The following is a 24,763-nucleotide window of genomic DNA, read 5'->3' as shown; positions in this document are numbered from 1 at the left end:
AAGGAATATGAAAATGCGCGATGCAGTTATCGTAAGTACAGCACGTACGCCAATCGGGCGCGCTTATAAAGGTGCACTGAACAATTTACCAGCCCCTTCATTAGGTGGCCATGCTATTCAAAACGCAGTAGCACGCGCAGGGATCGACCCTGCCAGTGTTGATGACGTGGTAATGGGTGCAGCGCTAACCCAAGGCAGTGGCGGCATGAATATTGGCCGCTTGGCTGGTTTAGCGGGTGGTTTACCGGTCACCGTAGCGGGTATGACACTCGACCGCCAATGTAGTTCTGGCATGTATGCCATTGCTACCGCAGCGAATTCAATTCGTACGGGCGATACCAACATAATGGTTGCGGGTGGCTTAGATTCTATCTCTTTAGTGCAAAACAAAAATATGAATATGTTTCGTGCAGTAGACCCTGCACTGGTTGCTAAGCACAAAGATATTTATATGCCAATGCTTCAAACTGCAGAAGTGGTGGGTAAGCGCTACAACATTAGCCGTGACGTACAAGACGAATACGGTTACCAAAGCCAAATGCGCACAGCAGCGGCTCAAGAAGCGGGCAAGTTTGATGATGAGATTGTACCTATCACAGCAACGCAAGCCTTATTTAATAAAGAAACAGGTGAAACCTCTGAGCGTGAAGTGACCTTGTCAAAAGACGAAGGAAATCGCCCAGAAACAACGCTAGAGGGGCTTAAAGCGCTTAACCCAGTGATAGAAGGTGGTTGTATTACCGCAGGTAATGCAAGCCAGCTTTCTGATGGAGCCAGCGCGACAGTGATTATGGATGAGCACTCAGCGGCAAAAGGCAATGCTAAACCTCTTGGTATTTATCGCGGTATTGCAGTGGCAGGCTGTGAGCCAGATGAAATGGGAATTGGCCCAGTGTTCGCCATTCCTAAGCTATTAAAGCAGCATGGATTAACCATGGACGATATCGGTCTATGGGAGCTTAATGAAGCGTTTGCAGTACAGGTACTGTATTGCCGCGATAAGTTAGGCATTCCAGACGAATTATTAAACGTAAACGGCGGTGCCATTTCTATTGGTCACCCATACGGCATGAGCGGTGCTCGCATGGTGGGTCATGCACTCATCGAAGGTAAACGACGCGGTGCGAAATATGTTGTTTGCACCATGTGTATCGGTGGCGGCATGGGCGCTGCTGGTCTATTTGAAGTAATATAGGTATTGGGTATGGAAGGTTATAAAGCTCCACAACGTGACGCCATGTTTGTAACACATGAGCTACTAAATTATCAAAATCACTATCAAAAGCTAGGTTTCGACGAAGCATCAGAAGACTTGGTGTCAGCGATTTTCGCTGAAGCTGCAAAGTTTTCAGAGAACGTACTGGCGCCCATCAATGCATCAGGTGATGAAGAAGGGTGTAAGTGGGTTGATGGTGAAGTAACAACGCCTAAAGGTTTTAAAGAAGCTTATCAAACGTATGTTGAGGGCGGATGGCCAGGAATGTCTCACCCTGAGGAATTTGGCGGTCAGGCACTACCATATTCATTGTCATCTATCATTGCTGAGTGGTTCTCAGGCGCAAACCATTCTTGGGCGATGTACCCAGGTCTAAGCCAGGGCTGTATGGCAACAATAAAAGCCCATGGCTCTGAATTGCTACAAAAAATGTTCCTTGAAAAACTGGTTAGCGGTGAGTGGACAGGTACTATGTGTTTGACCGAGGCACACTGCGGTTCAGACCTTGGCATGTTGAAATGTCGCGCGGAACCTCAAGAAGATGGTACCTACAGCTTAACAGGAACGAAGATTTTTATTTCGGCAGGTGAACACGACTTGTCTGAAAATATCGTACACATTGTGTTAGCTCGATTGCCAGATGCGCCAGAGGGTACCAAAGGTATTTCTTTGTTCGTTGTGCCTAAATTCAATGTCTCTGAAGACGGTGAAAAGCAAGACCGCAATGCGGTAAGCTGCGGAAGCATAGAACATAAAATGGGTATCAAAGCCAGCGCAACCTGCGTGATCAACTTCGATGGCGCAAAAGGTTATTTGATTGGGCCACCAAACCGCGGCCTAAACTGCATGTTTACGTTCATGAATACCGCACGTATTGGCACTGGTCTTGAAGGCTTGGCATCATCTGAAGCAGCATTCCAAGGTGCGCTTCGCTATGCAAAAGACCGCATTCAGTTCCGTTCATTAACAGGGCGTAAAAATCCTGATGGCCCAGCTGATCCTATTATTGTGCACCCTGATGTACGTCGTATGCTGTTAACGCAGAAAGCGTTCGCGGAAGGCAACCGAGCGCTTGCCGCTTACTGTATGCAGTTAGTTGACGTTACTTTGTATGGTAGCGACGAGGCTGAGAAGCAACTTGCGGATGCAAAACTTGCATTCTTAACGCCTATCGTAAAAGCCTTTTTAACTGAAACCGCGCAAGAAGCCACGAGTTACGGTATGCAGGTTTATGGCGGCCACGGCTTTATCAAAGAATGGGGCATGGAGCAGCTAGCTCGTGATACCCGTATCTGCACCATGTATGAAGGTACTACCGGTATTCAAGCCGTTGACCTATTAGGTCGTAAAGTAATGGGCTCTAATGGCGAATTGCTTAATGTGTTTGTTCAAGAAGTGCGCGACTACTGTAATTCATTGCGTGACAACGCTCAGTTTAGTGCTTGGACTAACGCGCTAAACTCTCACCTTGACGAGTGGCAGCAGATTACTATGGACATCGGTAAGGCAGCAGCATCGAACCCAGATGAAATTGGTGCAGCGTCTGTCGATTACTTAATGTATTCAGGTTACGTTACCGTTGCTTACTTCTGGCTAAAAATGGCAGTGAAAGCACAAGAACAGCTTGATGCAGGCAGCACCGAAACCGAGTTTTATAAGAGTAAAATCTTAACAACGGGCTTCTACTTTGACCGTTTGTTAACCCGTACTCGCTCACTGGTTTCTGCTATGCAATCAGGTGCAGACAACTTAATGTCTATGCCAGAGAGTATGTTCGCTATCGAGTAACGACATAAAAGTAATACACGTGCGCTACTAAAAGACGTACGAAAGGCCGAGAAAATAATGTAGCCGAGAAAATGATTTAACCTAGTCATCATTGGATACGTTATTTTGCTCGGCCTTTTTGTTTCTTAAAAACAACATAGAGGAAGTGAGCACAGTGGTTGTGTCAAAGTACGTGAATGTTGAGGGAGCCAGCCTTCATTATTTATCCCGAACGCGTCGCACTGGTTACACAGGGAAAAACCTGAATGGGTACAAAAAGAAGTGATAAATTTTATAGGGTTCTAGAAAGGGGTGAGGCCCCTAAAAGGGGCCTCCAGTGCGGCGTCCTGCCGCTACCATGTTGAATCGTTACATCACATGGTGTGATTAATTAGTTATATTAGATTCTGCCGTTAAGCTCTGTTGAAATAGGAGAGCTTTGAAGACCTTGTTCAGCAATCCACGCTTGAAGTGTCTTACCGTCTGACTCAGGCTCTGCTAAGTCTTTGCTTGGCATTTTCTTAACCAGTAGAGTACCTACTTCAACCGCATTGCTAGTAAGAGCAGTGCGAATTAGGCTTTGGCCGTTACAAGAAATGCCAGAGTAGTAATCGCGAAGCTTAAGTTTGTAGTCCGATTGAACGCTACGCATTTTCTTACGTAGTTCGCCCTTGTCATCTGCTTGAACAATTGTGCAAATGTTTGCAAGTGCTTCGTTGATGTCATTAGCCTGAGCTGCGTTAGAAAAAGCTAAAGTTGATGCTGCAATTACTAGAGAAGTTTTAACGATTTTCAACATGGTTAAATTCCTTCGGTTGTTGTTATTAAGATTGTGTTCGTTCGTTGAGATGCATTAAACCCGAATCTAACTATTTGAAAAACATGTTGTAAAATAACATGGTATGTCAAACCATACCTAAAGGGGGGCTTGCGTTACGAGCTCACGCATACGGCAGCTTGATTACCTAAGTCACTGGGTTGAAGAACGTGAAAATTTAAAGAGACAGAAAGTAAAAAGGCCCCGTAGCGGGGCCTTTCATTGCAGCTGACGCTGCAACCATGTTGAATCGACTCACATGGCTATGTGAATTAGTGCTTAGATTCTATCGTTAAGCTCAGCAGAAATTGGCGAGCTCTGTAAGCCTTGCTCTGCTATCCACGCTTGAAGTGTTTTGCCGTCTGATTCGGGCTCAGAAAGGTCTTTGCTTGGCATTTTCTTAACAAGCAGTGTACCTACCTCAACTGCGTTGTTCGTTAAGGCCGTGCGGATAAGGCTTTGACCACCGCATGAAACACCTGAGTAATAATCACGTAACTTTAATTTGAAGTCAGACTGTACGCGACGCATCTTCTTACGCAATTCGCCTTTGTCGTCAGCCTGAACAATAGTACAGATGTTTGCTAGTGCCTCGTTTACGTCATTTGCTTGTGCTGCGTTTGAAAAAGCTAATGTTGATGCTGCGATGACTAGAGAAGTTTTAACGATTTTCAACATGGTTAAATTTCCTTCGTTATATTTGTTTAATTAATCGGTTTGTCTGTTCGGGATTAATTAAAAAACAATCAGGTCGAATGAAAAACATTCATTCAAATAACAAGGTATATCGAATAATACGTTAGACTAAAGATGTAAGAGGTATGAAATGCGTTGTAGCCTTTAGTATTAAAGGGCGCAGGCAAACTTAGTTGAATTGCAATTGCAGATCAATAAATAGTCAAATAAAGTGCAAAAAAACAACGTTAATGCTGTTTTTTTGCTTTTTGTTGAAGTTAATGCGTATTAAAAATGTACGCAATAGGCATTGTATTAATAAGAAAAGAACGAAATTAAGAAGTAAGCAGTGCTGAGGCAGTACGTTCTGTCGTGATGAGCCCATTGAGCAATTTCGATCGCAGAGCGCCTCTTATAGCGTGCAGTTTGTTGTCGCCCGCTGCAACACCCACTACAGGCTTTTCTGGCATTGCTTTCAACTTAAAGCTCGTTACTCTCTCGTTAATATCGCAACTAATCAGCGCACCTTCTTCATTAAAGATCCAGCTTATGATGTGGAGAACGTTCAAACGGGTATTGTTCACATTGATGTTGGTGGTTTTCATCGGGCATATGAAGCCATGTAAGTAGACAGAATAACGCCTGCATCCACAAATGACGATATCGCAACGTTAAAGGCTCAGGGAGTAGGGGATACTCTTTTTTTTATGCATTGAATTTTATCAACTGATACAAAAGAAAAAAGCGACCCGAGGGTCGCTTTCTAAAGTGCAGATTTCTCTGCAACCATGTTGAACTGGTTCACATGGTGTGAAACTGTTTTATAGGCGGTCGTTGATAACCGCAGCAATTGGGTTATCTTGCAGACCGTTTTCCGCAACCCAAGCTTGAAGTGTTTTTCCATCAGCTTCAGGTGCTTCTAAATCACTTTTTGGCATTTTCTTAACAAGTAACTCGCCAGCTTCTAAAGCATTGTTTAGCAGTGCTGTACGAATTAGGCTGTTACCGCCACAGCTAATTGCTGAGTAGTAGTCTTTAAGTTTCATACGGTAGTCTGATTCGACTGAACGCATTTTCTTACGTAGTTCGCCTTTATCGTCCGCTTGAACGATAGTGCAAATATTCGCTAGTGCTTCGTTAACATCAGCCTGTGCTACGCCCGACACACCTAATGTCGCTGCGATAACAAGAGAAGTTTTAACAATTTTCAACATGGTTAATTCCTCAAGTACTTCTATAGATTGTTTATTTGTTCGGGAGGATTAAACGACAAAAATGAAATCTTGAAAACGTTCTAAGCGATACTTAAGTATGTGGTTTTATAAGTTTATGGAGACAAAAAAGCGCCCATAACGAGCGCTGTTTGGAGAAGTGGCGTTAGTGAGGTTTATAGTTGCTCGCTACTTCCATTATTTGTTCACGCATCCACATATGAGCGTGATCATGGTCGGCGCTTACGTGCCAATAAAGGAAATACTCTACAGGCGGTAAATCAAAAGGAACCTCGTACAACGCAAGATCGTAATGTTTAGCAAGGTGATACGGCAGGCACGCGATTAGGTCTGTCTTTACTATCGTACTTGGAACGGTTAAAAAATGTTGACCTCGCATAACTTCCTTGCGTCTTTTGCCCATTTTATCTAACGCAATATCTATTGGACCCACACCAGATTTACGCTGTGACACATTAATATGGCCTAATCGTAGAAAGGTATCTAAGTTAAGCCCGTTTTTAAGCGCAGGATGATTTTTACGTGCTAACACAACAAGTCTGTCTTGGGCGATTTTTTCTTTACACAAATGAGGGTCTGTAAATGTCGATGCATCTGAGTAAAAATCCAACGTGCCCGATGCCATCGCCGAAACAACTTGGCTTCTAGGAATCTCGTAATTGGTCAACCCAATATTTGGCGCCAAATTCTGCAAACGTGAAATGAGTCGAGGCATAATGCTTACTTCAAGCAAATCACGGCTGGCAAAGTTAAAGGACTTCTCGGCTGTGAGAGGGTCGAATGTATGACTTTCTTGCACGCTTCTGCGTAGTAAGGCTAAAGCTTGTCGAGCTGGAACAATAATATTTTGCGCTACGGGGGTAGGCGTCATACTGTGGCCAGTACGAACGAACAGCGGGTCGTTAAGCATTTCTCTTAGCCTTGCTAAAGAGTTACTTACCGCTGGTTGAGTAATGCATAAGACATCTGCTGCCTTGGTTAAGCTTCCTGCCGTGTAAATGGCGTCGAATACTGCAAAAAGGTTCAAATCGATTCTATTGAGATTCATAACTAATCCTTTAAGAGCGAGTGCCCTGAAAAAAGCCAATAGATGAAGAGGCGCTAGTTTGTATCACGGTGCGTTTAATAGAAAACTGTGATCCAATGCTACATAGCATCTACGAATAATTTACGTTAGTGTAACAAGAATATTTATAAATACCTATTATTAAAAGTTAATTGAAACATTCAAGGTAATAATAGTAGTTTTATCGTCAATAAATGGAGATTGGACTGAAAAATGAAAACACTTTTAGACTTAGCAGTGGGAGATACCCTTGAACAACCTGAATGGCTGGCGGTTACGCAGGACATGATCAATCAGTTTGCAGACGCCACGGGCGATCACCAGTGGATACATTTAGATGCTGCGCGCTGTGAAAAAGAAAGTCCCTTTAAAACAACAATTGCGCACGGCTTCTTGACTGCCAGTCTCATGCCTAAAGCATTCGCTGAAGTGATTGCGCCAGACGAACGTATCGCGTCTATGATTAATTATGGCATTGATAAGTTACGTTTTCTTGAACCAGTAAAAAGTAATGATGCCGTTAAATACCGATTCAAACTTGTCGAAATCACTGAAAAGGCGCAAGGGAAGCTTTATAAAGTAGAGGCAAGTTGCTTACTTAAATCGAATGGGAACCCTGCGCTAATAGGTGGCTTTCTCATGCTCGCGGTGCTTAAGCCTTGATAGATTGTTGTTGTACGCGGTAAAAGTGGCTGTATAGACTAGTACGGCATATTGCCAAATGCGTATTTCGATGCGTGTACTACGTCGTTGTCTAGTTGATATGTCGCACCGTGTATTGCAGAATCATAATGCCACAAAATAAAAAAAGCCTGAGATGCTGGCGTTGGTTGACCTTTGATATATAGCAAAAGTCAACAGGGTCAAGTTTAGCAATCGTCAGGCTTTTACCTACACGGTCGTACTTTATCGGCAAGACCTATGTCGACAGAAACTAGTTAGTTAGACGCTTCCTCGGCACCTTCTTCAATGGCTTCTCCAGCACTTTGAATATCTTTACCGGCCCCTTCAACTGTTGCACAACCGCCTAAACTCCCAAAACTGGCTGCGAGTATAAGTACTAAAAAAGCGTGTTTAAGTGTTTTTGAATTTAACATTTCCATTTGCATCTCCGTTAGTTTCATTCTTCTGCGGGTTGCTCAGGGTTATCACCCGCTTTCACATCAGACTGCTCAGTTGATGAATTTGTATTACCTTTACTTGGACTTCTCTCATCCTGCTTTTTAAGCATGCTATTAAGCTTATCTCCCCCTTTGGCATTGAAATCCAATGTTCTGATAGGGAAAGGAATAAGAATATCGTTTTCTTCTAATACCGTTTTTACTGTACTGATCGCGTCGTGGCGTACGACCATAAATCCAGGCTCTCCTGGATATCGAATCCAAAACCACAGTAATAGGTTGATACTTGAATCGCCAAAAGACTCTGCGTAAACCGCGGTCTCTTCTTTTTTGATGACATAATCTTTTTCATTCATAGCATCCGTAATAACTTTAGCGGCTTCTTCTATATCATCAGCGTAAGAAATACCTACAGGGACCTCTATTCTTCGATAACCAAGATATGAATAATTGGTCAATATATTTCGGAAAAGTATCTTGTTGGGTATAACTTCAAGTTGGCCATAAAAGGTTTCAACTAAGGTGTTTCTAAGGTTTATTTCCTTCACGTTACCAAATACACCTTCTGCCTCAATGACGTCGCCAATCTCAAAGGGTTTTCGAATTCCCATGGCCACACCGGCAATGAAGTTTTCCGTCATGTCCTGAAACGCAAAACCAATGGCCAACCCGACAATACCTGCGCCTGCAAGTAAAGAGGTAACAGTACCTTTGAGGCCAACAAAGTCTAGCGCAATGAAAATTCCCGCTATTAAAACGATAGATTTGATTATCGAGGTGAGGAGGCTTGCAATTTGTCGAGACTCAAACGTTCTGCGCATAATCTTGCCAGCAACGTTGCCGATCACTTTGGCGATAATGCCAAAGGCTATTGCAATAAAAAATGCGACAACAATATTAGGTAGAAGCGTAATGCCGCCTTCTACCCAAGACTCTAGCTTTTCGCTGAGTAATTTATAAACCTCATCTATTTTTGGAAACTCCATTGACCTCGTGCACCTTCATATAAAGTGTTCCTGATGTTTCAAGAATCATTCCTTTCAAAGAAATCTTGTAACATATTGAAAATTATAGGGTATGGCTGAGTTTTGACGTGTGCGAACAATCTAGCGTAATGAATAAATTTCCCTAATTGGGAAACATATTCCCAATTGAGATGTTGCTAAATTCAGCGGAGAGCCTTCTATTTATCCTAGAGAATATCTGGTCAGACCATGTGTAAAATTAATGTAAATATATTATTTACAATAAATTTACAAGGGTGGGATTCAAGCATAGTATCAATTGCGTAGGTCAATATTTGTTCATGGCCTCAGACAATAACAACACGAAATCGAACAGCCTGTCGCTAGCGGAAAGTGTGGGTAGTAATGCCGGTAGTGATAAGCCCAGATTTGGAATCACACTATGAAATTTAAAACGCGTAAGACAGCAGTGGCGGCAATGGTCGGTACTGCTTTATTTTGCTCTCCTTATATCGCATCAGCCCAAGAAGCAGACGTTGAAAGTGAGCAAGAAGCTAAGAAAGACGTAGAACTCATTTTGGTTACCGGTAGTTTTGTTCGCCGTAGCGAAAACTTCGAATCTCCTTCTCCACTAGCCGTGGTAGATAGCGTGGCTATCGACGCGATTGGCGCAAAGAATATTGCGGATATTACACAAACACTCACTATTAACACGGGTGCTGAAAACAACCCGGATGCATTTACGCAAAACGCAACAGCGGGTACGTCGAATATTAACCTTCGTGGTTTAGGCGTAGCGTCTACTCTGGTTTTACTTAACAATAAGCGTCAGGTCGTTACAGCGCAACCAACGAACGAAGGCCTGAACTTCGTCGATACCAGTTCGCTTGTACCGATGATTGCCATTGATCGTATGGAAGTAGTTAAAGATGGTGCGTCGGCTCTATATGGTTCTGATGCCGTTGCAGGTGTCGTTAACTTTATCACCAAACGCAATTATGACGGAGCAATGGTAAGCCTTGACTATCAAGATGGTGCGCATGGCGACAACAAAGAATACATTTTACAAGGTTTATGGGGTGCAACCGGAGATAACGGAAGCGTACTAGCGGCGATAAGCTATACCAACCGTTCGCCGCTTTTTCTCAGCGATAGACGACTAAGTCGTCCCCAAGACGATACAAGTGCTCTGGGTAACCCAGGCTCTTTCTTCTTAAATATCCCAGGTGCAGGGGCACTGCCTATTATCGACCCTTACGGATGTGAGGAGTTTGGTGGCGCACCCGATTTACTTGCGCCAAGTGGTACAGTGCCAGGTTTAGAAATTGGTTTTTGCGGTTTTGATTTCGGTAAATTCTATTCATATGTTGCCGATGAGAGCCGAACAAATGCTTATGTACGTGCAGACTACGAGTTCGATAACGATATTACATGGTCGGCTGAATTCAGTTTAGCGAGAAACCGTGCAGAACGTGGTGGAGCACCGAGCTTCCCAATTTTAACCTCTCCAATTGTTCCGGATTACCATCCGCAGAATCCATTTGGTCAGCCTGTTGCTTTCTTCGGCCGCGCTGAAGGTAACGGCTTCCCTGGTGACCCAGCTAATACCGAATCAGATACCTTTCGCTTTAGCACCAGTTTACAAGGTGTGACAGATACTGGGTTCTGGGAAGTAAGCTATACACGTGCGGTTAACGATTTTGTATTTAGGGTTCCTGACGTACTAAATACCGAGTTTCAGCTTGCGCTATACGGTCTAGGTGGCTCTAATTGTGATCCTATCGCAGGAACGCCAGGGGTAGGGGATTGCGAATTCTTCAATCCATTTGCAACGTCTTACACAACGGCACCTAACTCTGATTATGTGGTTAGCTCCTTTACGGGAACCGAAGTGATTGACTCTAAAGCGGACCTTGAAGTTTTCGAAGCGATTACATCGTTTGATGTGTTCGAAATGGGCGGTGGCTTTGCGGCGTTAGCTTTGGGTGTTCAATATCGTGAAAACCAGCTTAGCCAAGATTACGATGATCTTGCTAACCAAGACAGTTTCACATTCGTTATCGGCAACCCTGATATTGATGGTAGCCAGGATGTATGGGCAGCGTTCGGTGAACTTGCATTACCAATAAATGACGAGTTAGATGTTCAACTAGCGGTTCGTTATGAAGATTACGGCGGTACCATTGGAAGTACGGTGGATCCAAAGTTAGCGATATCGTGGCGTGCGACTGATGAGTTTTCACTTCGCGGCTCGATATCTACGTCGTTTAGAGCGCCAACAGTGTTCTTAGCACAAGGTGGCGCAACGTCGTTGCAACAGCTTATTGACCCCGTTCAAGGTGCTACGGCATTTGTGGCTGTTAGAACATCGGGTAATGAAGAGCTAAAACCCGAAGAGTCGACAGCCTATAATATTGGCTTCTCATACGAGCCTTTCAGAGACTTTTCTGTTGAAGTTGATTATTGGAATTTCGAGTTTGAAGACCTAATCATTCAAGAGAACGCGCAGGCGGTACTAAATGAAGACCCGACTAATCCAGACCGCGTTATCCGTGCTGGAGACCCGATGACTGGGCCTGTTCTTCAAGTAAATAACACGTATGTTAACGCGAGTTCTATGGAAACATCGGGTATTGATTTTGTAACCAGTTATAAAATAGAGACAGACTTCGGTAACTTTACACCTACGTTGAATGCGACCTACATCACTAAGTATGACTTGATGGACCCACAGGCAGGAAACATTGATGGTGCTGGACGCCGTAACTTCAATAACATTGGTGTGTCTTCTCCTGAATTGCGCGCGAACTTGGGACTGGCTTGGCAAAACGATATCCATGCAGCCAATATCTTCCTTCGCTATATCTCATCATATGATGATGATCAAAATTGCGCGGACGGTACTGCAAACGTGGGTGGTTGTTCAGGTGGCTTTTACGAAGTGGATAGTCACTTGACGGTAGATGCTCAATACAACATCGACTTAGGCGGCTTATATGATACAGAACAAAGTTATGTGTTGACGTTAGGCGCAATTAACATGTTCGACGAAGAGCCTCCACAGCTATTCACTAACAGCGGGTTTGACTCTAAGGTTCACGATCCACGAGGTCGTCAAATCTATGCGCGCTTAGCTATCGAGTTCTAATCTGTTAATAAGGTAGAAGTATCGCCACCCTTTGACTATAGAAGTTAAAGGGTGGCCTTTTGTAAACCTTAGCCTCCATTCCTCTTTGTGATTTTGTCTCCAATCTCTTCTAATGTTAAACCAATCGATTAAAGTATCCCGTAGTAGGTAAGGTTTTTACGTAATAATCAGTGATTGAAGGAGATAAGAATGGCGACGAAGCTGTCTGATAATGAAATTAACGAAAAATTGAAAGCGCTCAATGAACTGGTTTCCGATGACACACCATGGGAGCAAAGTGGAGACACTATCAAAAAGACGTTTATGTTTAAGAGCTTTATCCGAGCTTTTGGGTGGATGTCTCAAATTGCGATTTGGGCGGAAAAGCTAAAGCATCATCCGGAGTGGTTCAATGTTTATAATAAAGTAGAAGTAACATTGACTACGCACGACGCTGGTGGGCTCACAGAATTAGATTTTTCGTTGGCTGAAAAAATGGAAAAATTTAAATAGCTTGAATCTACGTGTGTAAATAGGAGCTGAAAATCGGTTAATTCGTATTAACTTTGTTCATGTTGGTCAATTAAACCGCTAACAGTCAGAAAAATGAAATATTTCGCATGCTGGTACTTGTGTTGCGAAAGTCCCTATGTATAATACGCACCACGTTGAAGCGAGGCATTAAATGACGCGCTTACAACAATAATTTTCTGGCGCGGGATGGAGCAGTCTGGTAGCTCGTCGGGCTCATAACCCGAAGGTCGTAGGTTCAAATCCTGCTCCCGCAACCACAGAAAATAACCAGAATTTAAAAGCATTGCAAAGGCAGGCTTTACCGTACAAGCGCGGGATGGAGCAGTCTGGTAGCTCGTCGGGCTCATAACCCGAAGGTCGTAGGTTCAAATCCTGCTCCCGCAACCAATTTGAAAACCAGAATTACAAAGCATTGCAATCGCAAGCTTTACCGTACAGTCGCGGGATGGAGCAGTCTGGTAGCTCGTCGGGCTCATAACCCGAAGGTCGTAGGTTCAAATCCTGCTCCCGCAACCACTTTAAAAACCCAGCTTTTGCTGGGTTTTTTCTTTTCAGCAAAAAAACACTTTGACTTCTTGTTTTACACGATAATCTTGAATTAATTGCTACGAATTGATAACCGCACTTCATATGTGAATGTGCTAAGTTATAGCTGTCGCACCATTAGAAATTAGATTAATAGGTAGTATGGCCGCGTTATGATATCCCGTTTTTTTACTTTTGAAGAACACGCCACCTTAATAGAAGGTGCTTATCATGTTCCTTTGGTCATTCTATCGCTTATGGTGGCTGTGTTTGCTTCATATATGGCGTTTAATGTGGCAGGGCAAGCCGCGATCACCGAACACAAACTTCGACGAAATACCTTATTAGGCACCGGCAGCGTTGCATTAGGCGGTGGTATTTGGTCTATGCATTTCTTAGGGATGACCGCTTTTGATTTATGTCTGCCCGTTGACTATGATCCACTCATTACTGGGCTCTCTGCCGTTCCCGGGTTTGCCGCTGCTTGGGTGGCGCTTCACCTTTTAACTAAGTCCCGTATTAGCCTCGCTGAAATAATGATAGGCGGTGTACTGGTAGGTGCCGGTATTGGCACCATGCACTATAGTGGTATGGCCGCTATGGAAATGGCACCGCTTCTTCGTTATGACCTCGGTATGTTTGCTCTTTCTATTGTGGTAGCTGTGTGTTTAGCCATGCTCTCGCTGTGGATTAAATTCGGCATTACAGCTGCTACGAAAAGTAAAAAGCTGTTAGGAAAACATGTATTACTTGCAAGTATCGTCATGGGACTGGCTATTTCTGGTATGCACTATACGGGGATGGCGGCAGCAAGATTTGTATTGCCACCAGGAATGGAAACGTCGAACCAGTCGTCAGATATTGCTGTTTTTCTAGCAATTTCGATTGCTATCGTTACGTTGGTATTAATTACCACGGTATTGGGCATTAGTCTTCTGTTTAAATATCGCGATGTAATGGTACGCGCCATTGAAAGTGAGCGAATTCAAAGTGCTATCACCGATACCGCGGTCGACGCCATTCTGACGGTAGATGAAAAAGGCATTATCAAAACCGCTAACCCCTCCGTTGAGCGTATCTATGGCTATACCCAGCAAGAAATAATTGGTATGCACGCATCTGAGATAATAACTCCTGAAAGACGCCATTTATTCGGTGATGACTTCTTCAGTCAGCGAGTAGTGCCAACTGTGCAAATTATTGGTACGGGAAGAGAAGTAGAAGTACTTCGCAAAGATGGTGAGCGTATACCAGTGCGCCTAGGTGTCGGCTACACAAAAATTGATGGAAAACCCGTTTTTGTCTCTTTCGCTTCTGATTTACGTAAACGCAAGGAAATGGAAGATGCATTGCGCGAGAGCGAAGCTAAATTTAGAAGTCTTATCTCAAATATTCCTGGTATGGCTTATCGCTGTTTAAGTATGCCAGGGTGGCCCATGGTATTTATTAGTGATGCAGTAATAGAAGTAACCGGATACCCGCCTGAAGATTTTATACTGCCTAATCCGAAGCGCTCTTTCGCCGATCTTTACCATCCTAGTGATGTAGAGCGCCTATCATCTATTAGTCCTGATGAAGGCGCATTTTCATATGAATATAGAATTGTCGCGAAATCTGGAGAGGTGAAGTGGGTTATCGAGCATGGAGTGCAGGTTAAAGACGATGATGGCATGGTACTCTATGTAGACGGCTTCATATCTGACATAACACATAGAAAAGTGATGGAAAATGAACTAAAAGCGGCGAAGGAAAATGCTGAGCAAGCTGCCGCTGCGCGCACCGCATTTCTTGCTAATATGAGTCACGAAATCCGTACGCCTATGAATGCAATTATAGGTTTTAGCGACCTTATGTTGGGAGAAGCGCTACGCGAAGAGCAGAAATCTCACTTAACCACGATAAACCGTTCCGCACGCTCATTGCTGCATCTTCTTAATGACATACTTGATAGTGCGAAGTTAGATAAAGGCAAGCTTGATTTAGATTATCGCGATTTCCTTATTCGCGAAGAGTTGGATTTGGTTATTTCAACATTTTGGTTAGAAGCCAAACGCAAAAAAGTTGGACTTGTACTTAATGTCGATGATTCGGTAGCTAACGGATACAGAGGTGTACCGGAGCGAATGCGACAAGTACTTAACAATTTGATAGGCAACGCCGTTAAATTCACTCACGAGGGTGAAGTGACTATTAATGTCAAAAGTGATGAAAAGTATGTCTATTTTGACGTGACAGATACCGGTATTGGTATGACGCAAGAGCAAGTAGAAAGAGTATTCGATCCGTTCTCTCAAGCAGATGCATCGATGAGTCGAAAGTACGGCGGCACAGGGCTGGGTACAACTATTTCCAAGCAGTTAGTTGAACTGATGGGCGGTAATATTTGTGCAACTAGCGAAAAAGGTAAAGGAACGACCTTTACTTTCAGGCTTCCTCTAGAAGTTGTAGAAATTGATGATTATGTATCTAGTGAGCTCTCATCGAAAGCAGTACGCATTGAAACCTCGTTAACCGTACTGATTGTTGACGATGTGCAGCAAAACCTTGAGTTGCTTTCGTTGCTGCTAAAACGCGCTGGCCACAGTGTAGAAACGGCAACAGATGGACAGATTGCATTAGATAAAATGCGCGCTAAGTCGTTTGACGTGGTGCTGATGGATTTACAGATGCCTAAGTTAGATGGCCTAGAAGCAGCCAAAAAGCGTCGAGAGTTTGAAAAAGAAAATAGCTTACCACCTACGCCCATTATTGCGCTGACTGCTAGCGTGTTAGTACAGGACAAACATGCCGCGCAGCAGGCGGGAATGGAAGGGTTCGCCAACAAGCCCGTCGATTTCCCTCAATTGATGGACGAGATTGCTCGCGTGCTTAACATAGATACGCTTCAGGTCGACTCGGTACCAGACACATTAGAAGTAAATGCCCCAGCATCTGCGCTTAAAGTTGATAAAAACGTGTTGGATTTGAAGAAGGCCGTCGATTTATGGGGGAGTGAAGAGGCCGTCCTACAAGAGGTGGATAAATTTTCTACTACCTGCAGGGATAAAGTCGACGACTTAATGGGGGCTGCAATTCGCGAAGACTATAAAGCGGTTGCTGCACTATCACATGGTTTAAAGGGTACATCGGGTAATCTTTGCTTAACCACCTTCTATCATACGACCAGGGAGATTGAAGCTCAGGCTCTAAAGTCAGAGGTGAATATTGAAGACGTTAACCGTCTTCGTGATGCCTTAGATAAAATCGAGTTGATGCTTGGCAAATCACCACTGTATGCCGAAAATGCCATTAATGAAAGTATCGATAATGCATTGCTGCTGAGTCATTTGGAGGCTATGCTCGATAGTGTAGAGCATAACATGGTAGATGATGATGAATTGTCATTTTTACGCGAAGTTGGGTGTTCTAGTCACAAAGAACAAATAACTCAAATTCTCTTAGATATCGATGATTTTGAGTTCGAGTTGGCGCATGAGCGCATCTCTACACTGATACAAGAATTAAAGTAGCCAAGAGACGCGGCATGTTAAACATTGAAATTACAAAACCTACTTTATTACTCGTTGACGATGAGCCAGTAAACCTAAGGGTTTTAAAGCAACTTCTCGCTAATGATTATCAGCTTATTTTTGCGAGAAATGGCGAAGAAGCGCTAAAGCTCACTGAGACTAGACAGCCAAATTTGATATTGCTTGACGTTATGATGCCAGGACTGACGGGTTTTGAAGTATGCCGCCAGCTTAAACAGCAAGCAGATACAAGGCACATTCCCGTTATATTCGTCACCGCCTTAAATGATGAACACGAAGAAACGGAAGGCTTCGAAGCGGGCGCTGTGGACTACATTACTAAGCCTATATCTCCGGCCATCGTAAAAGCGCGGGTTAAAACCCACCTCAGTTTGGTGCAAGCTGACGAGCTACTTGATAGCCGTTTACAAGTTGTACAGCGTTTAGGTAGAGCGGCGGAATATAAAGACAATGAGACGGGCATGCATGTCATGCGCATGAGCCATTATTCGAAAGAACTTGCGCTTGCCTATGGACTTACAGATAAACAGGCTGAAATTCTGCTTCATGCTGCACCGATGCACGACATCGGCAAAATTGGTATTGCTGATAGTATAATGTTGAAACCAGGGAAGCTGACAGACGAAGAGTTTGCCACCATGAAAAACCACCCTGAGATTGGTGCGGAAATCATTGGTGATTGCGGCGATTCTTTGTTGTTGAAAGTTGCAAAGTCTGTTTCGCTTACCCACCATGAAAAATGGGACGGGTCAGGCTATCCTAAAGGGCTTGCGGGTGAAGATATTCCCATTGAGGGGCGAATTTGCGCCATTGCAGACGTGTTTGATGCCTTAACCAGCAAACGTCCTTATAAAGACGCCTGGAGTATTGAAAAAACGATAGATTTTCTTCAAAGCCAAAAGGGAAAGCATTTCGAACCCAGACTTGTCGATTTGATGATAGAAATTATGCCTAAAATTCTTGATATTAAAGCGACATTTAAAGACGAAGACTAAGTCTGCTGGACTAAACCGCAATTAAAATACTTTCATGCTGGCCGAATTTTGCACAGAAAAGATCGACCCCCTCCAGTGTCTGCGCCTATTGGCTGTTGCTTAATGCGACGGCTATACGTATAATGTACTCATTAAGTGATTAGAGCGGGCTCCCTCAGTACAGGAAAGTAACGCACTTATCATTAGCAAGCTATCACCTAACGGTGGTTTTACCCATAGGTTTGCAACTGCCCTTGTTGGTAGGTATGGGTTCAGAATTTTAATAAAAGCCCCGCTAGTCCGGGGCTTTTTGTTGTATTAAAACCTGGAGTCAGCCTCGCTGAGCCGGGTGATGACAGGTGGGCTTTAGGCCCTTTTTTCGTTTTTGGAGGTTTGCATTGGCAAAACTTGAAGAGAAACTAACCGAAATGCTAGAGCCAGGTGTTGAAGCACTGGGTTTTGAGTTGGTTGGGATCGAGTTTGTACGAGCGGGGAAGCATTCTATTCTTCGCGTTTTTATTGATCATGAAAACGGTATTACCGTTGATGATTGTGCAGATGTAAGTCATCAGGTTAGCGCAATTTTGGACGTTGAAGATCCAATTAGCACTGAATACAACTTGGAAGTGTCATCACCGGGTATGGACAGACCGCTTTTCAAAGAGAAGCACTATATCGAGTCTGTGGGTGAAGTGGTTCAAATTCGTTTGTCTATGCCAATGGATGACAGACGTAATTTTAAAGGCAAAGTACTCGCGTGCGAAAATGGCATCGTAAGTATTGAAGTGGATGGCCAGCAGTTCCAGTTAGCTGTGGCGAATATCGAAAAAGGTAACGTTGTTCCCACGTTCGATTAACGGAACAGCTCTGCTTTCATCGACGAAAGCAAAAGAGAGGCGAAAATGAATAAAGAAATTTTGTTAGTGGCGGAAGCCGTTTCAAATGAAAAACAAGTGCCTAGAGAGAAAATTTTTGAAGCGCTAGAGTTTGCGATCGCTAGTGCAACAAAAAAGAAAAACGAAGGCGAAATTGAAGTTCGTGTAAGCATCGACAGAACGTCTGGTGACTTTGATACATTCCGTCGCTGGTTGGTTATCCCTGATGATCAAGAACAGGAAAACCCATTTGCTGAAATTACGATTTCTGCTGCACAAATCGACGAACCAGAGATACAACTCGGCGATTATGTGGAAGAACAGATTGAATCTATTAAATTCGACCGCATAACTACGCAGACCGCTAAGCAAGTGATCGTACAAAAAGTACGTGAAGCTGAGCGTCAGCAAATGATTGCTGAGTACGAAGATAAAGTAGGTGAATTGGTTACTGGTACGGTTAAGAAAGTAAACCGTGACAACATCATCATCGACTTAGGTAACAACGCTGAAGGTGTTATCTACCGCGATGACATGCTTCCTCGCGAAACGTTCCGCCCGGGTGACCGTGTACGTGGTCTTCTTTACGTGATTCGTCCAGAAGCTCGTGGCGCACAGCTATTTATTAGCCGTACGCACCCAGACATGCTAGTTGAGCTTTTCCGTCTGGAAGTACCAGAAATTGCGGAAGAAACACTAGAAATTAAATCTGCGGCTCGTGATCCAGGCTCTCGTGCGAAAATTGCAGTTAAAACTAATGACAAACGCTTAGACCCAGTTGGTGCGTGTGTTGGTATGCGTGGTTCACGTGTACAAGCCGTATCAGGGGAACTTGGCGGTGAACGTGTTGATATCGTGTTATGGGACGAAAACCCAGCGCAATTCGTTATCAATGCTATGGCTCCCGCCGAAGTGGCGTCAATCGTTGTTGATGAAGACAGCAACAGCATGGACGTAGCGGTTGAAGCAGACAACCTAGCACAGGCAATTGGCCGTAGTGGTCAAAACGTTCGCCTAGCTAGCCAGCTTACAGGCTGGGAACTTAACGTGATGACGGTTGAAGATCTCAACAAGAAGCACGAAGAAGAAAACGCGAAGGTACTTGATCTATTTACTGCTGGTTTGGACATTGACGAAGAATTCGCGTCTGTCTTGGTAGATGAGGGCTTTACAACGTTAGAAGAAGTGGCATACGTGCCTGCAAGTGAGCTTTTAGCGGTTGAAGGGTTAGATGAAGAAATGGTTGAAGAGTTGCGCAACAGAGCGCGCGCTTTCCTAACCACGCGTGCACTGGCGAACGAAGAATCGCTTGAAGGTGCAGAGCCTACAGAAGCCTTATTAAATCTTGAAGGTATGAGTAAACACGTGGCCTATGTGTTGGCCAGCCGCGGTGTTACCGACCTGGAAGAATTAGCAGAACAAGGTACCGATGATATCAGTGATATCGATGAACTAGACGAAGAGAAAGCCGGTGCGTTAATCATGGCGGCTCGTAATATCGTATGGTTCAGTGAAGAAGAGTAAGGTCAACAGGGGGAAAATTACGTAATGGCAGATGTATCTATTGAAAAGCTCGCCAGCGACATTGGTACGACCGTTGACCGATTGGTTGGCCAGTTTAAAGACGCGGGTATCACTAAGAATGCCGGCGATCAGGTAAACGAAGACGAGAAACAAAAACTATTGGATCATTTAAGTAAGCAACACGGCAGCGCAGCTGAACCGACACGTATGACACTTAAGCGTAAGACAACCAGCACGCTAAGTGTTGGTAAGTCTAAAGAAGTGAAAGTAGAAGTACGTAAAAAGCGCACTTACGTCAAGCGTAGCGATGTTGAAGAACAGCAGCGTCAAGCAGAAGAAGAGGCGAAGCGTCTTGAAGAAGAAGCACGTCTGAAGCGCGAAGCGGAAGAAAAAGTAGCAGCTGAAGCGAAAAAAGCCGCTGAAGAGAAAGCACGTAAAGCTGAAGAAGCGAAGAAAGCTGCTGAAGAAGAGCGTGCTCGTCGTGCGGAACAAGCGAAAAAAGAAGCTGAAGCACGTAAGGCCGACGAACCTGAGCTAACTGAAGCTGAAAAAGCGGAAGCTGAAGCGGCTCGTCAGGAAGAAGAACGTCTGCGCAAAGCGCAAGAAGAAGAAGCGCAGAAGAAGCTTGAAGAAGACGCGAAGAAAGCGGCTGATGAAGCGCGCAAACTTGCTGAAGAGAACGAGCGTCGCTGGAAGGAAGAAGAAGAGCGTCGTAAGAAAGAAGAAGCTGAAGAAGTTCACTTGCACTCTAACCGTTATGCTCAAGAAGCTGAAGACGAAGAAGACATGCAGGTTGAGCGTTCATCACGCCGTCGTCGTAAGTCGAAGAAAAATGCGGGTGAGCATCTTAAGCAAGGCTTTAACAAGCCAGCAGCACCTGTAGAGCGTGTAGTTAAGCTTGGCGCCACCATCACAGTTGGCGAACTTGCAAGCAAACTTGCAATTAAGTCTAACGAAGTTATCAAAACGATGATGAAGATGGGCGAAATGGCAACCATTAACCAAGTACTAGACCAAGATACAGCGGTACTAGTAATTGAAGAAATGGGTCATAAGTACGAACTTGTTAACGACAACGCACTTGAAGATGAGTTGTTGGCAGATGGCACTGGCGGTGAAAAAACCACACGTGCACCTGTTGTAACCATCATGGGTCACGTTGACCACGGTAAAACGTCATTGCTTGACTACATTCGTCGCGCGAAAGTTGCAGACGGTGAAGCCGGTGGTATTACCCAGCACATTGGTGCATATAAAGTAGAAACAGAAAATGGCGAAATCACGTTCCTAGATACACCTGGACACGCCGCATTTACCGCAATGCGTGCTCGTGGTGCTACGGCGACGGATATCGTTATTCTTGTTGTTGCTGCAGATGACGGCGTAATGCCTCAAACGAAAGAAGCGGTACAGCACGCTCGCGCTGCTGGCGTACCTCTTATCGTTGCAGTGAACAAAATGGATAAAGAAACAGCTGACCCTGATCGCGTTAAAACTGAGCTATCTCAACTAGAAGTTATCTCAGAAGAGTGGGGCGGTGAGCACCAGTTCTGTAACGTTTCTGCGAAAACAGGTATGGGCGTAGACGAACTGCTTGAAGCTATCGTTCTACAAGCTGAAGTTCTAGACCTTAAAGCAGTAGCTGAAGGCCCAGGTCGCGGTATTGTTATTGAATCTCGCCTTGATAAAGGCCGTGGTCCAGTAGCATCTGTATTGGTTCAAGAAGGCCAATTACGCGCTGGTGACATTCTACTTTGTGGTGAAGAATACGGCCGTGTTCGTGCAATGCGTGACGAAAACGGTAATGAAATTAAGATTGCTGGTCCTTCTACGCCTGTGGAAGTACTTGGTCTGTCTGGTGTTCCGGTAGCGGGTGAAGACGCAGCCGTTGTTAAAGACGAGCGTAAAGCGCGTGAAGTAGCAGCGAAACGTCATCAGAAGAAACGTGAACTTAAACTTGCTCGTCAGCAGAAAGCGAAACTTGAAAACATGTTTGCGAACATGGAATCAGGTGACGTTAGCGAACTTAACATCGTACTTAAAGCTGACGTACAGGGTTCTGTAGAAGCAATTTCTGAATCACTTGTTAAGCTTTCTACTTCTGAAGTAAAAGTGAACATTGTAGGTAGTGGTGTAGGTGGTATCACTGAGACTGACGCAACCCTTGCGGCTGCATCAGGCGCTATCGTACTAGGCTTTAACGTTCGTGCCGATGCAACAGCGCGTCGCGTACTAGAAGCTGAAGAAATTGATTTACGTTACTACAGCGTTATCTATAACCTAATTGACGAAGTGAAAGCGGCCATGAGTGGTATGCTTGCACCAGAATTCAAGCAGGAAATCATTGGTCTTGCAGAAGTACGTGACGTATTTAAGTCACCGAAACTGGGCGCAATTGCGGGCTGTATGGTTACTGAAGGTAACGTTAAGCGTAGCAACCCAATCCGTGTACTTCGCGACAACGTAGTAATTTACGAAGGTGAACTAGAATCACTGCGTCGCTTTAAAGATGACGTACAAGAAGTACGTAACGGTATGGAATGTGGTATCGGCGTTAAGAACTACAACGACGTGAAAGTAGGCGACCAAATCGAGGTCTTCGAAATCGTTGAGGTTAAGCGCGAAATTTAATTGCCTTAGTTAATTCGGCATGTGAAAAACGGGGGCCGAGTGCTCCCGTTTTTGTCTGTATACAGTAAACAGGCTTCACGCATGCCCTGCGTTAAATAAGGAAAGGAGAGTATAATGGCCCGTGAATTTTCACGTACCGACAGAGTCGCTCAGCAAGTCCATAAAGAAGTGGCGAGCATTCTGCAAAATGAATACAAGCACCGCGTTGGCGACATGCCCTTGATCACGGTTTCTGACGTAGATGTGTCGCGCGACCTAGCGCATGCAAAAATCTTTGTGACTATTTACAACAGCACCGAAGAAGAAGGTAAAGCGCAAATTAAACAACTGGCAGAATACAAAAAGTTTATCCGCAGTATTCTAGCTAAACGTATTCGCATGCGCTCAGTGCCTGATCTTCACTTCTTTGAAGATAAGTCGATTGTTGAAGGTATGCGTATCTCTAATCTTGTGTCTCAGACCATCGCAAAAGATGAGTCAAAGCGCGATAAAGACGATCCACAAGAGCAGGAGTAAATGGCAAGACGTCGTAAAGGCCGTGAGATTAACGGCATAGTATTGCTTGATAAACCGCTTGGTGGGTCATCTAACCAACTGCTTCAAAAAGTGCGCTGGCTGTACAAAGCTGCGAAGGCTGGGCATACAGGCGCACTTGATCCACTTGCCAGTGGCATGTTGCCGCTGTGCTTGGGGGAAGCTACGAAGTTTTCTCAGTTTCTTCTGGATGCAGAAAAGACCTACGAGGTAACTGCTCAACTGGGTGTTCGCACCACCACGTCTGACGCCGATGGCGAAGTGGTTGAAGAAAAGCCTGTTGATGTAAGCGAAGAACAAGTACGTGATGCGTGTTTGGCGTTCTTAGGTAAGAGCAAACAAATTCCATCCATGTTCTCAGCGCTTAAACATCAAGGTAAGCCGCTTTATCACTATGCACGTCAAGGCATAGAAATTGAGCGGGAACCCCGCGATATTGAAGTGTATGAACTGGATGTACTGCGTATTGAACTGCCGTTTGTAGAAATGCGCATTAAATGCAGCAAAGGCACCTATATTCGCTCTATCGTAGATGATTTAGGTCAGAACCTTGGCTGTGGCGCCTACGTGACTCGCTTACACCGTACGGAAGTAGCAGACTATCCTACGGATAAAATGGTCTCGCTGGACAAGTTAATTGAAATTCAGGAATCACTGGAAGAAGGTGACTTTAAAGCGCTGGATGACTTATTGATTCCTATGGATACTGCCGTAAGTCGTTTACCTTTTGTGACCATTAACGACGCTGAAAGAAACCGTTTTGATAACGGCCAATCTGTAAAAGGGACTTGTAGCGAAACGCTGAGTGAAGGCATGTCTTACCGCGTTTACCATGGCGACGATACCAGTGGTATTTTCTTAGGCGTAGGGGAAGGGGTTCTTGACCCGAAAGACCAAGGTATCCCTAAACAAGAAGTGTTTGTTAACCCAAAACGTCGAGTTGTTTATCCATTGTAGCTGCGACGGTAAATAAAGACGGTTTATGGCTTGCTAAGTCTGTAAACGTCATTATAATACGGCGCTCATTCCGCTTTGCTGAATTAGTGATCGGCGAAGCATTAATATTAGGAGAATGATATGTCACTAACTAAAGCAGAAACCGCAAAAATCATTGCTGAGTACGGCGTTAAAGAAGGCGACACTGGTTCACCAGAAGTTCAAGTTGCTTTGCTTACTCACAACATCAACAAGCTTCAAGGTCACTTTGCTGATCACAAGAAAGATCACCACTCACGTCGTGGTCTTCTACGTATGGTTAGCCAACGTCGTAAGCTTCTAGACTACCTTAAAGGCAAGAACGCAGAGCGTTACCTTGACCTTATCAAGCGTCTAGGTCTACGTCGATAAGACTAGGTTTCAAGAAAAGCGCCCAATGGGTGCTTTTTTTTTGCAAAAATGTACAGCGAAGTGCAATACACCCTAGTACATGTATGAAGCTGGCCAATTAACCTTGTGTTTGTACTACGCGTTAGTTCGACGGTATGTTTTGCTTTTTATCTTCAAACATCCGCTCATCTGCAATAATACCAATTGTCTTAAAAGTTTGATCTAATAGTGGTATTCATATTCGAGTGATTTTGATATGCATACAGCCGACGACTTTAAACAATTAGCAAAGCAAACCTCCAACGGGCAACTGCGAACCCGCTA

20 protein-coding genes and 3 tRNA genes are annotated in these 24,763 nt (G+C 44.3%); 16 read left to right on the top strand and 7 right to left on the bottom strand.

Translation table 11 applies throughout. From position 1 onward, the window contains the following. The first annotated feature begins 13 nt into the window (after positions 1-13). Both MHM87_RS09890 and MHM87_RS09885 read left to right on the top strand, forming a co-directional pair. Positions 14-1,195, top strand: a complete 1,182-nt coding sequence (locus MHM87_RS09890) for an acetyl-CoA C-acyltransferase (RefSeq protein WP_239241536.1) — start codon at positions 14-16, stop codon at positions 1,193-1,195. A 9-nt stretch (positions 1,196-1,204) separates the two neighbouring features. After that, entirely contained in the window at positions 1,205-3,004 is a 1,800-nt protein-coding gene (locus tag MHM87_RS09885; protein ID WP_239241537.1) for an acyl-CoA dehydrogenase C-terminal domain-containing protein, read from the top strand. Positions 3,005-3,383: 379 nt separating this feature from the next. On the opposite strand, the gene MHM87_RS09880 is transcribed toward MHM87_RS09885, so the two are convergent. From MHM87_RS09880 to MHM87_RS09860, 5 genes are all read right to left on the bottom strand, one after another. Beyond that, complete coding sequence (locus MHM87_RS09880; RefSeq protein WP_014949234.1) at positions 3,384-3,782, bottom strand: DUF3718 domain-containing protein; 399 nt, start codon at positions 3,780-3,782, stop codon at positions 3,384-3,386. Positions 3,783-4,079: 297 nt separating this feature from the next. Beyond that, entirely contained in the window at positions 4,080-4,478 is a 399-nt protein-coding gene (locus MHM87_RS09875; protein WP_014949235.1) for a DUF3718 domain-containing protein, read from the bottom strand. A 332-nt stretch (positions 4,479-4,810) separates the two neighbouring features. Next, positions 4,811-5,080: a sugar-binding domain-containing protein gene (locus MHM87_RS09870; protein ID WP_239241539.1), complete on the bottom strand. Its 270-nt coding sequence runs from the start codon at positions 5,078-5,080 to the stop codon at positions 4,811-4,813. Positions 5,081-5,296: 216 nt separating this feature from the next. After that, positions 5,297-5,689 (bottom strand): DUF3718 domain-containing protein, encoded by a 393-nt coding sequence (locus tag MHM87_RS09865; protein WP_014949240.1) that lies wholly within the window; start codon positions 5,687-5,689, stop codon positions 5,297-5,299. Between the two features lie 163 nt (positions 5,690-5,852). After that, the gene (locus MHM87_RS09860) at positions 5,853-6,755 is read right to left on the bottom strand and encodes a LysR family transcriptional regulator (protein WP_014949246.1); all 903 of its coding nucleotides are present in this window, start codon (positions 6,753-6,755) and stop codon (positions 5,853-5,855) included. A gap of 231 nt (positions 6,756-6,986) precedes the next feature. Between MHM87_RS09860 and MHM87_RS09855 the strand changes: the two genes are divergently transcribed. Continuing rightward, entirely contained in the window at positions 6,987-7,436 is a 450-nt protein-coding gene (locus MHM87_RS09855) for a MaoC family dehydratase (RefSeq protein WP_049586644.1), read from the top strand. A 275-nt stretch (positions 7,437-7,711) separates the two neighbouring features. Here MHM87_RS09855 and MHM87_RS09850 read toward each other — a convergent pair whose 3' ends face one another. Together MHM87_RS09850 and MHM87_RS09845 are read right to left on the bottom strand one after the other, a co-directional pair. Then, positions 7,712-7,876 carry an entericidin A/B family lipoprotein gene (locus tag MHM87_RS09850; protein ID WP_014949248.1) on the bottom strand — a complete coding sequence of 55 codons (165 nt, stop codon included), beginning with the start codon at positions 7,874-7,876 and terminating at the stop codon, positions 7,712-7,714. Between the two features lie 17 nt (positions 7,877-7,893). Further along, positions 7,894-8,880 (bottom strand): mechanosensitive ion channel family protein, encoded by a 987-nt coding sequence (locus MHM87_RS09845; protein ID WP_039229619.1) that lies wholly within the window; start codon positions 8,878-8,880, stop codon positions 7,894-7,896. A 421-nt stretch (positions 8,881-9,301) separates the two neighbouring features. Here MHM87_RS09845 and MHM87_RS09840 point away from each other — a divergent pair, with 421 nt between their 5' ends. From MHM87_RS09840 to rpsO, 13 genes are all read left to right on the top strand, one after another. After that, complete coding sequence (locus MHM87_RS09840) at positions 9,302-12,007, top strand: TonB-dependent receptor (RefSeq protein ID WP_239258863.1); 2,706 nt, start codon at positions 9,302-9,304, stop codon at positions 12,005-12,007. A gap of 189 nt (positions 12,008-12,196) precedes the next feature. Further along, entirely contained in the window at positions 12,197-12,499 is a 303-nt protein-coding gene (locus MHM87_RS09835) for a 4a-hydroxytetrahydrobiopterin dehydratase (protein ID WP_014949251.1), read from the top strand. A 201-nt stretch (positions 12,500-12,700) separates the two neighbouring features. Continuing rightward, positions 12,701-12,777: transfer RNA gene (locus MHM87_RS09830), tRNA-Met, on the top strand. 53 nt (positions 12,778-12,830) lie between these two features. Continuing rightward, positions 12,831-12,907, top strand: a tRNA-Met gene (locus tag MHM87_RS09825). Between the two features lie 52 nt (positions 12,908-12,959). After that, positions 12,960-13,036, top strand: a tRNA-Met gene (locus MHM87_RS09820). A gap of 182 nt (positions 13,037-13,218) precedes the next feature. After that, on the top strand, positions 13,219-16,554 hold the full coding sequence (locus MHM87_RS09815) for an MHYT domain-containing protein (RefSeq protein WP_239258861.1): 3,336 nt from the start codon (positions 13,219-13,221) through the stop codon (positions 16,552-16,554). A 14-nt stretch (positions 16,555-16,568) separates the two neighbouring features. Further along, positions 16,569-17,570, top strand: a complete 1,002-nt coding sequence (locus MHM87_RS09810) for a two-component system response regulator (protein WP_239258859.1) — start codon at positions 16,569-16,571, stop codon at positions 17,568-17,570. A 377-nt stretch (positions 17,571-17,947) separates the two neighbouring features. Beyond that, positions 17,948-18,406, top strand: a complete 459-nt coding sequence (gene rimP, locus MHM87_RS09805) for a ribosome maturation factor RimP (RefSeq protein WP_014949254.1) — start codon at positions 17,948-17,950, stop codon at positions 18,404-18,406. Positions 18,407-18,451: 45 nt separating this feature from the next. Further along, positions 18,452-19,948, top strand: a complete 1,497-nt coding sequence (nusA, locus tag MHM87_RS09800) for a transcription termination factor NusA (protein WP_014949255.1) — start codon at positions 18,452-18,454, stop codon at positions 19,946-19,948. Positions 19,949-19,972: 24 nt separating this feature from the next. Further along, positions 19,973-22,579: a translation initiation factor IF-2 gene (gene infB / locus MHM87_RS09795; RefSeq protein WP_239258856.1), complete on the top strand. Its 2,607-nt coding sequence runs from the start codon at positions 19,973-19,975 to the stop codon at positions 22,577-22,579. A 114-nt stretch (positions 22,580-22,693) separates the two neighbouring features. Continuing rightward, positions 22,694-23,095, top strand: coding sequence for a 30S ribosome-binding factor RbfA (rbfA, locus tag MHM87_RS09790; RefSeq protein WP_014949257.1), 402 nt, complete (start codon positions 22,694-22,696; stop codon positions 23,093-23,095). Further along, on the top strand, positions 23,096-24,070 hold the full coding sequence (gene truB / locus MHM87_RS09785) for a tRNA pseudouridine(55) synthase TruB (RefSeq protein ID WP_014949258.1): 975 nt from the start codon (positions 23,096-23,098) through the stop codon (positions 24,068-24,070). Between the two features lie 120 nt (positions 24,071-24,190). Beyond that, the gene (gene rpsO, locus MHM87_RS09780) at positions 24,191-24,460 is read left to right on the top strand and encodes a 30S ribosomal protein S15 (protein ID WP_012518257.1); all 270 of its coding nucleotides are present in this window, start codon (positions 24,191-24,193) and stop codon (positions 24,458-24,460) included. Positions 24,461-24,763 lie beyond the last annotated feature (303 nt).

The organism is Alteromonas sp. Cnat3-28 (genome assembly GCF_022348265.1).
GTDB lineage: Bacteria > Pseudomonadota > Gammaproteobacteria > Enterobacterales > Alteromonadaceae > Alteromonas > Alteromonas macleodii.
Note: the sequence above shows the minus strand (reverse complement) of the source record. Positions and strands in the feature narration are given on the sequence as shown.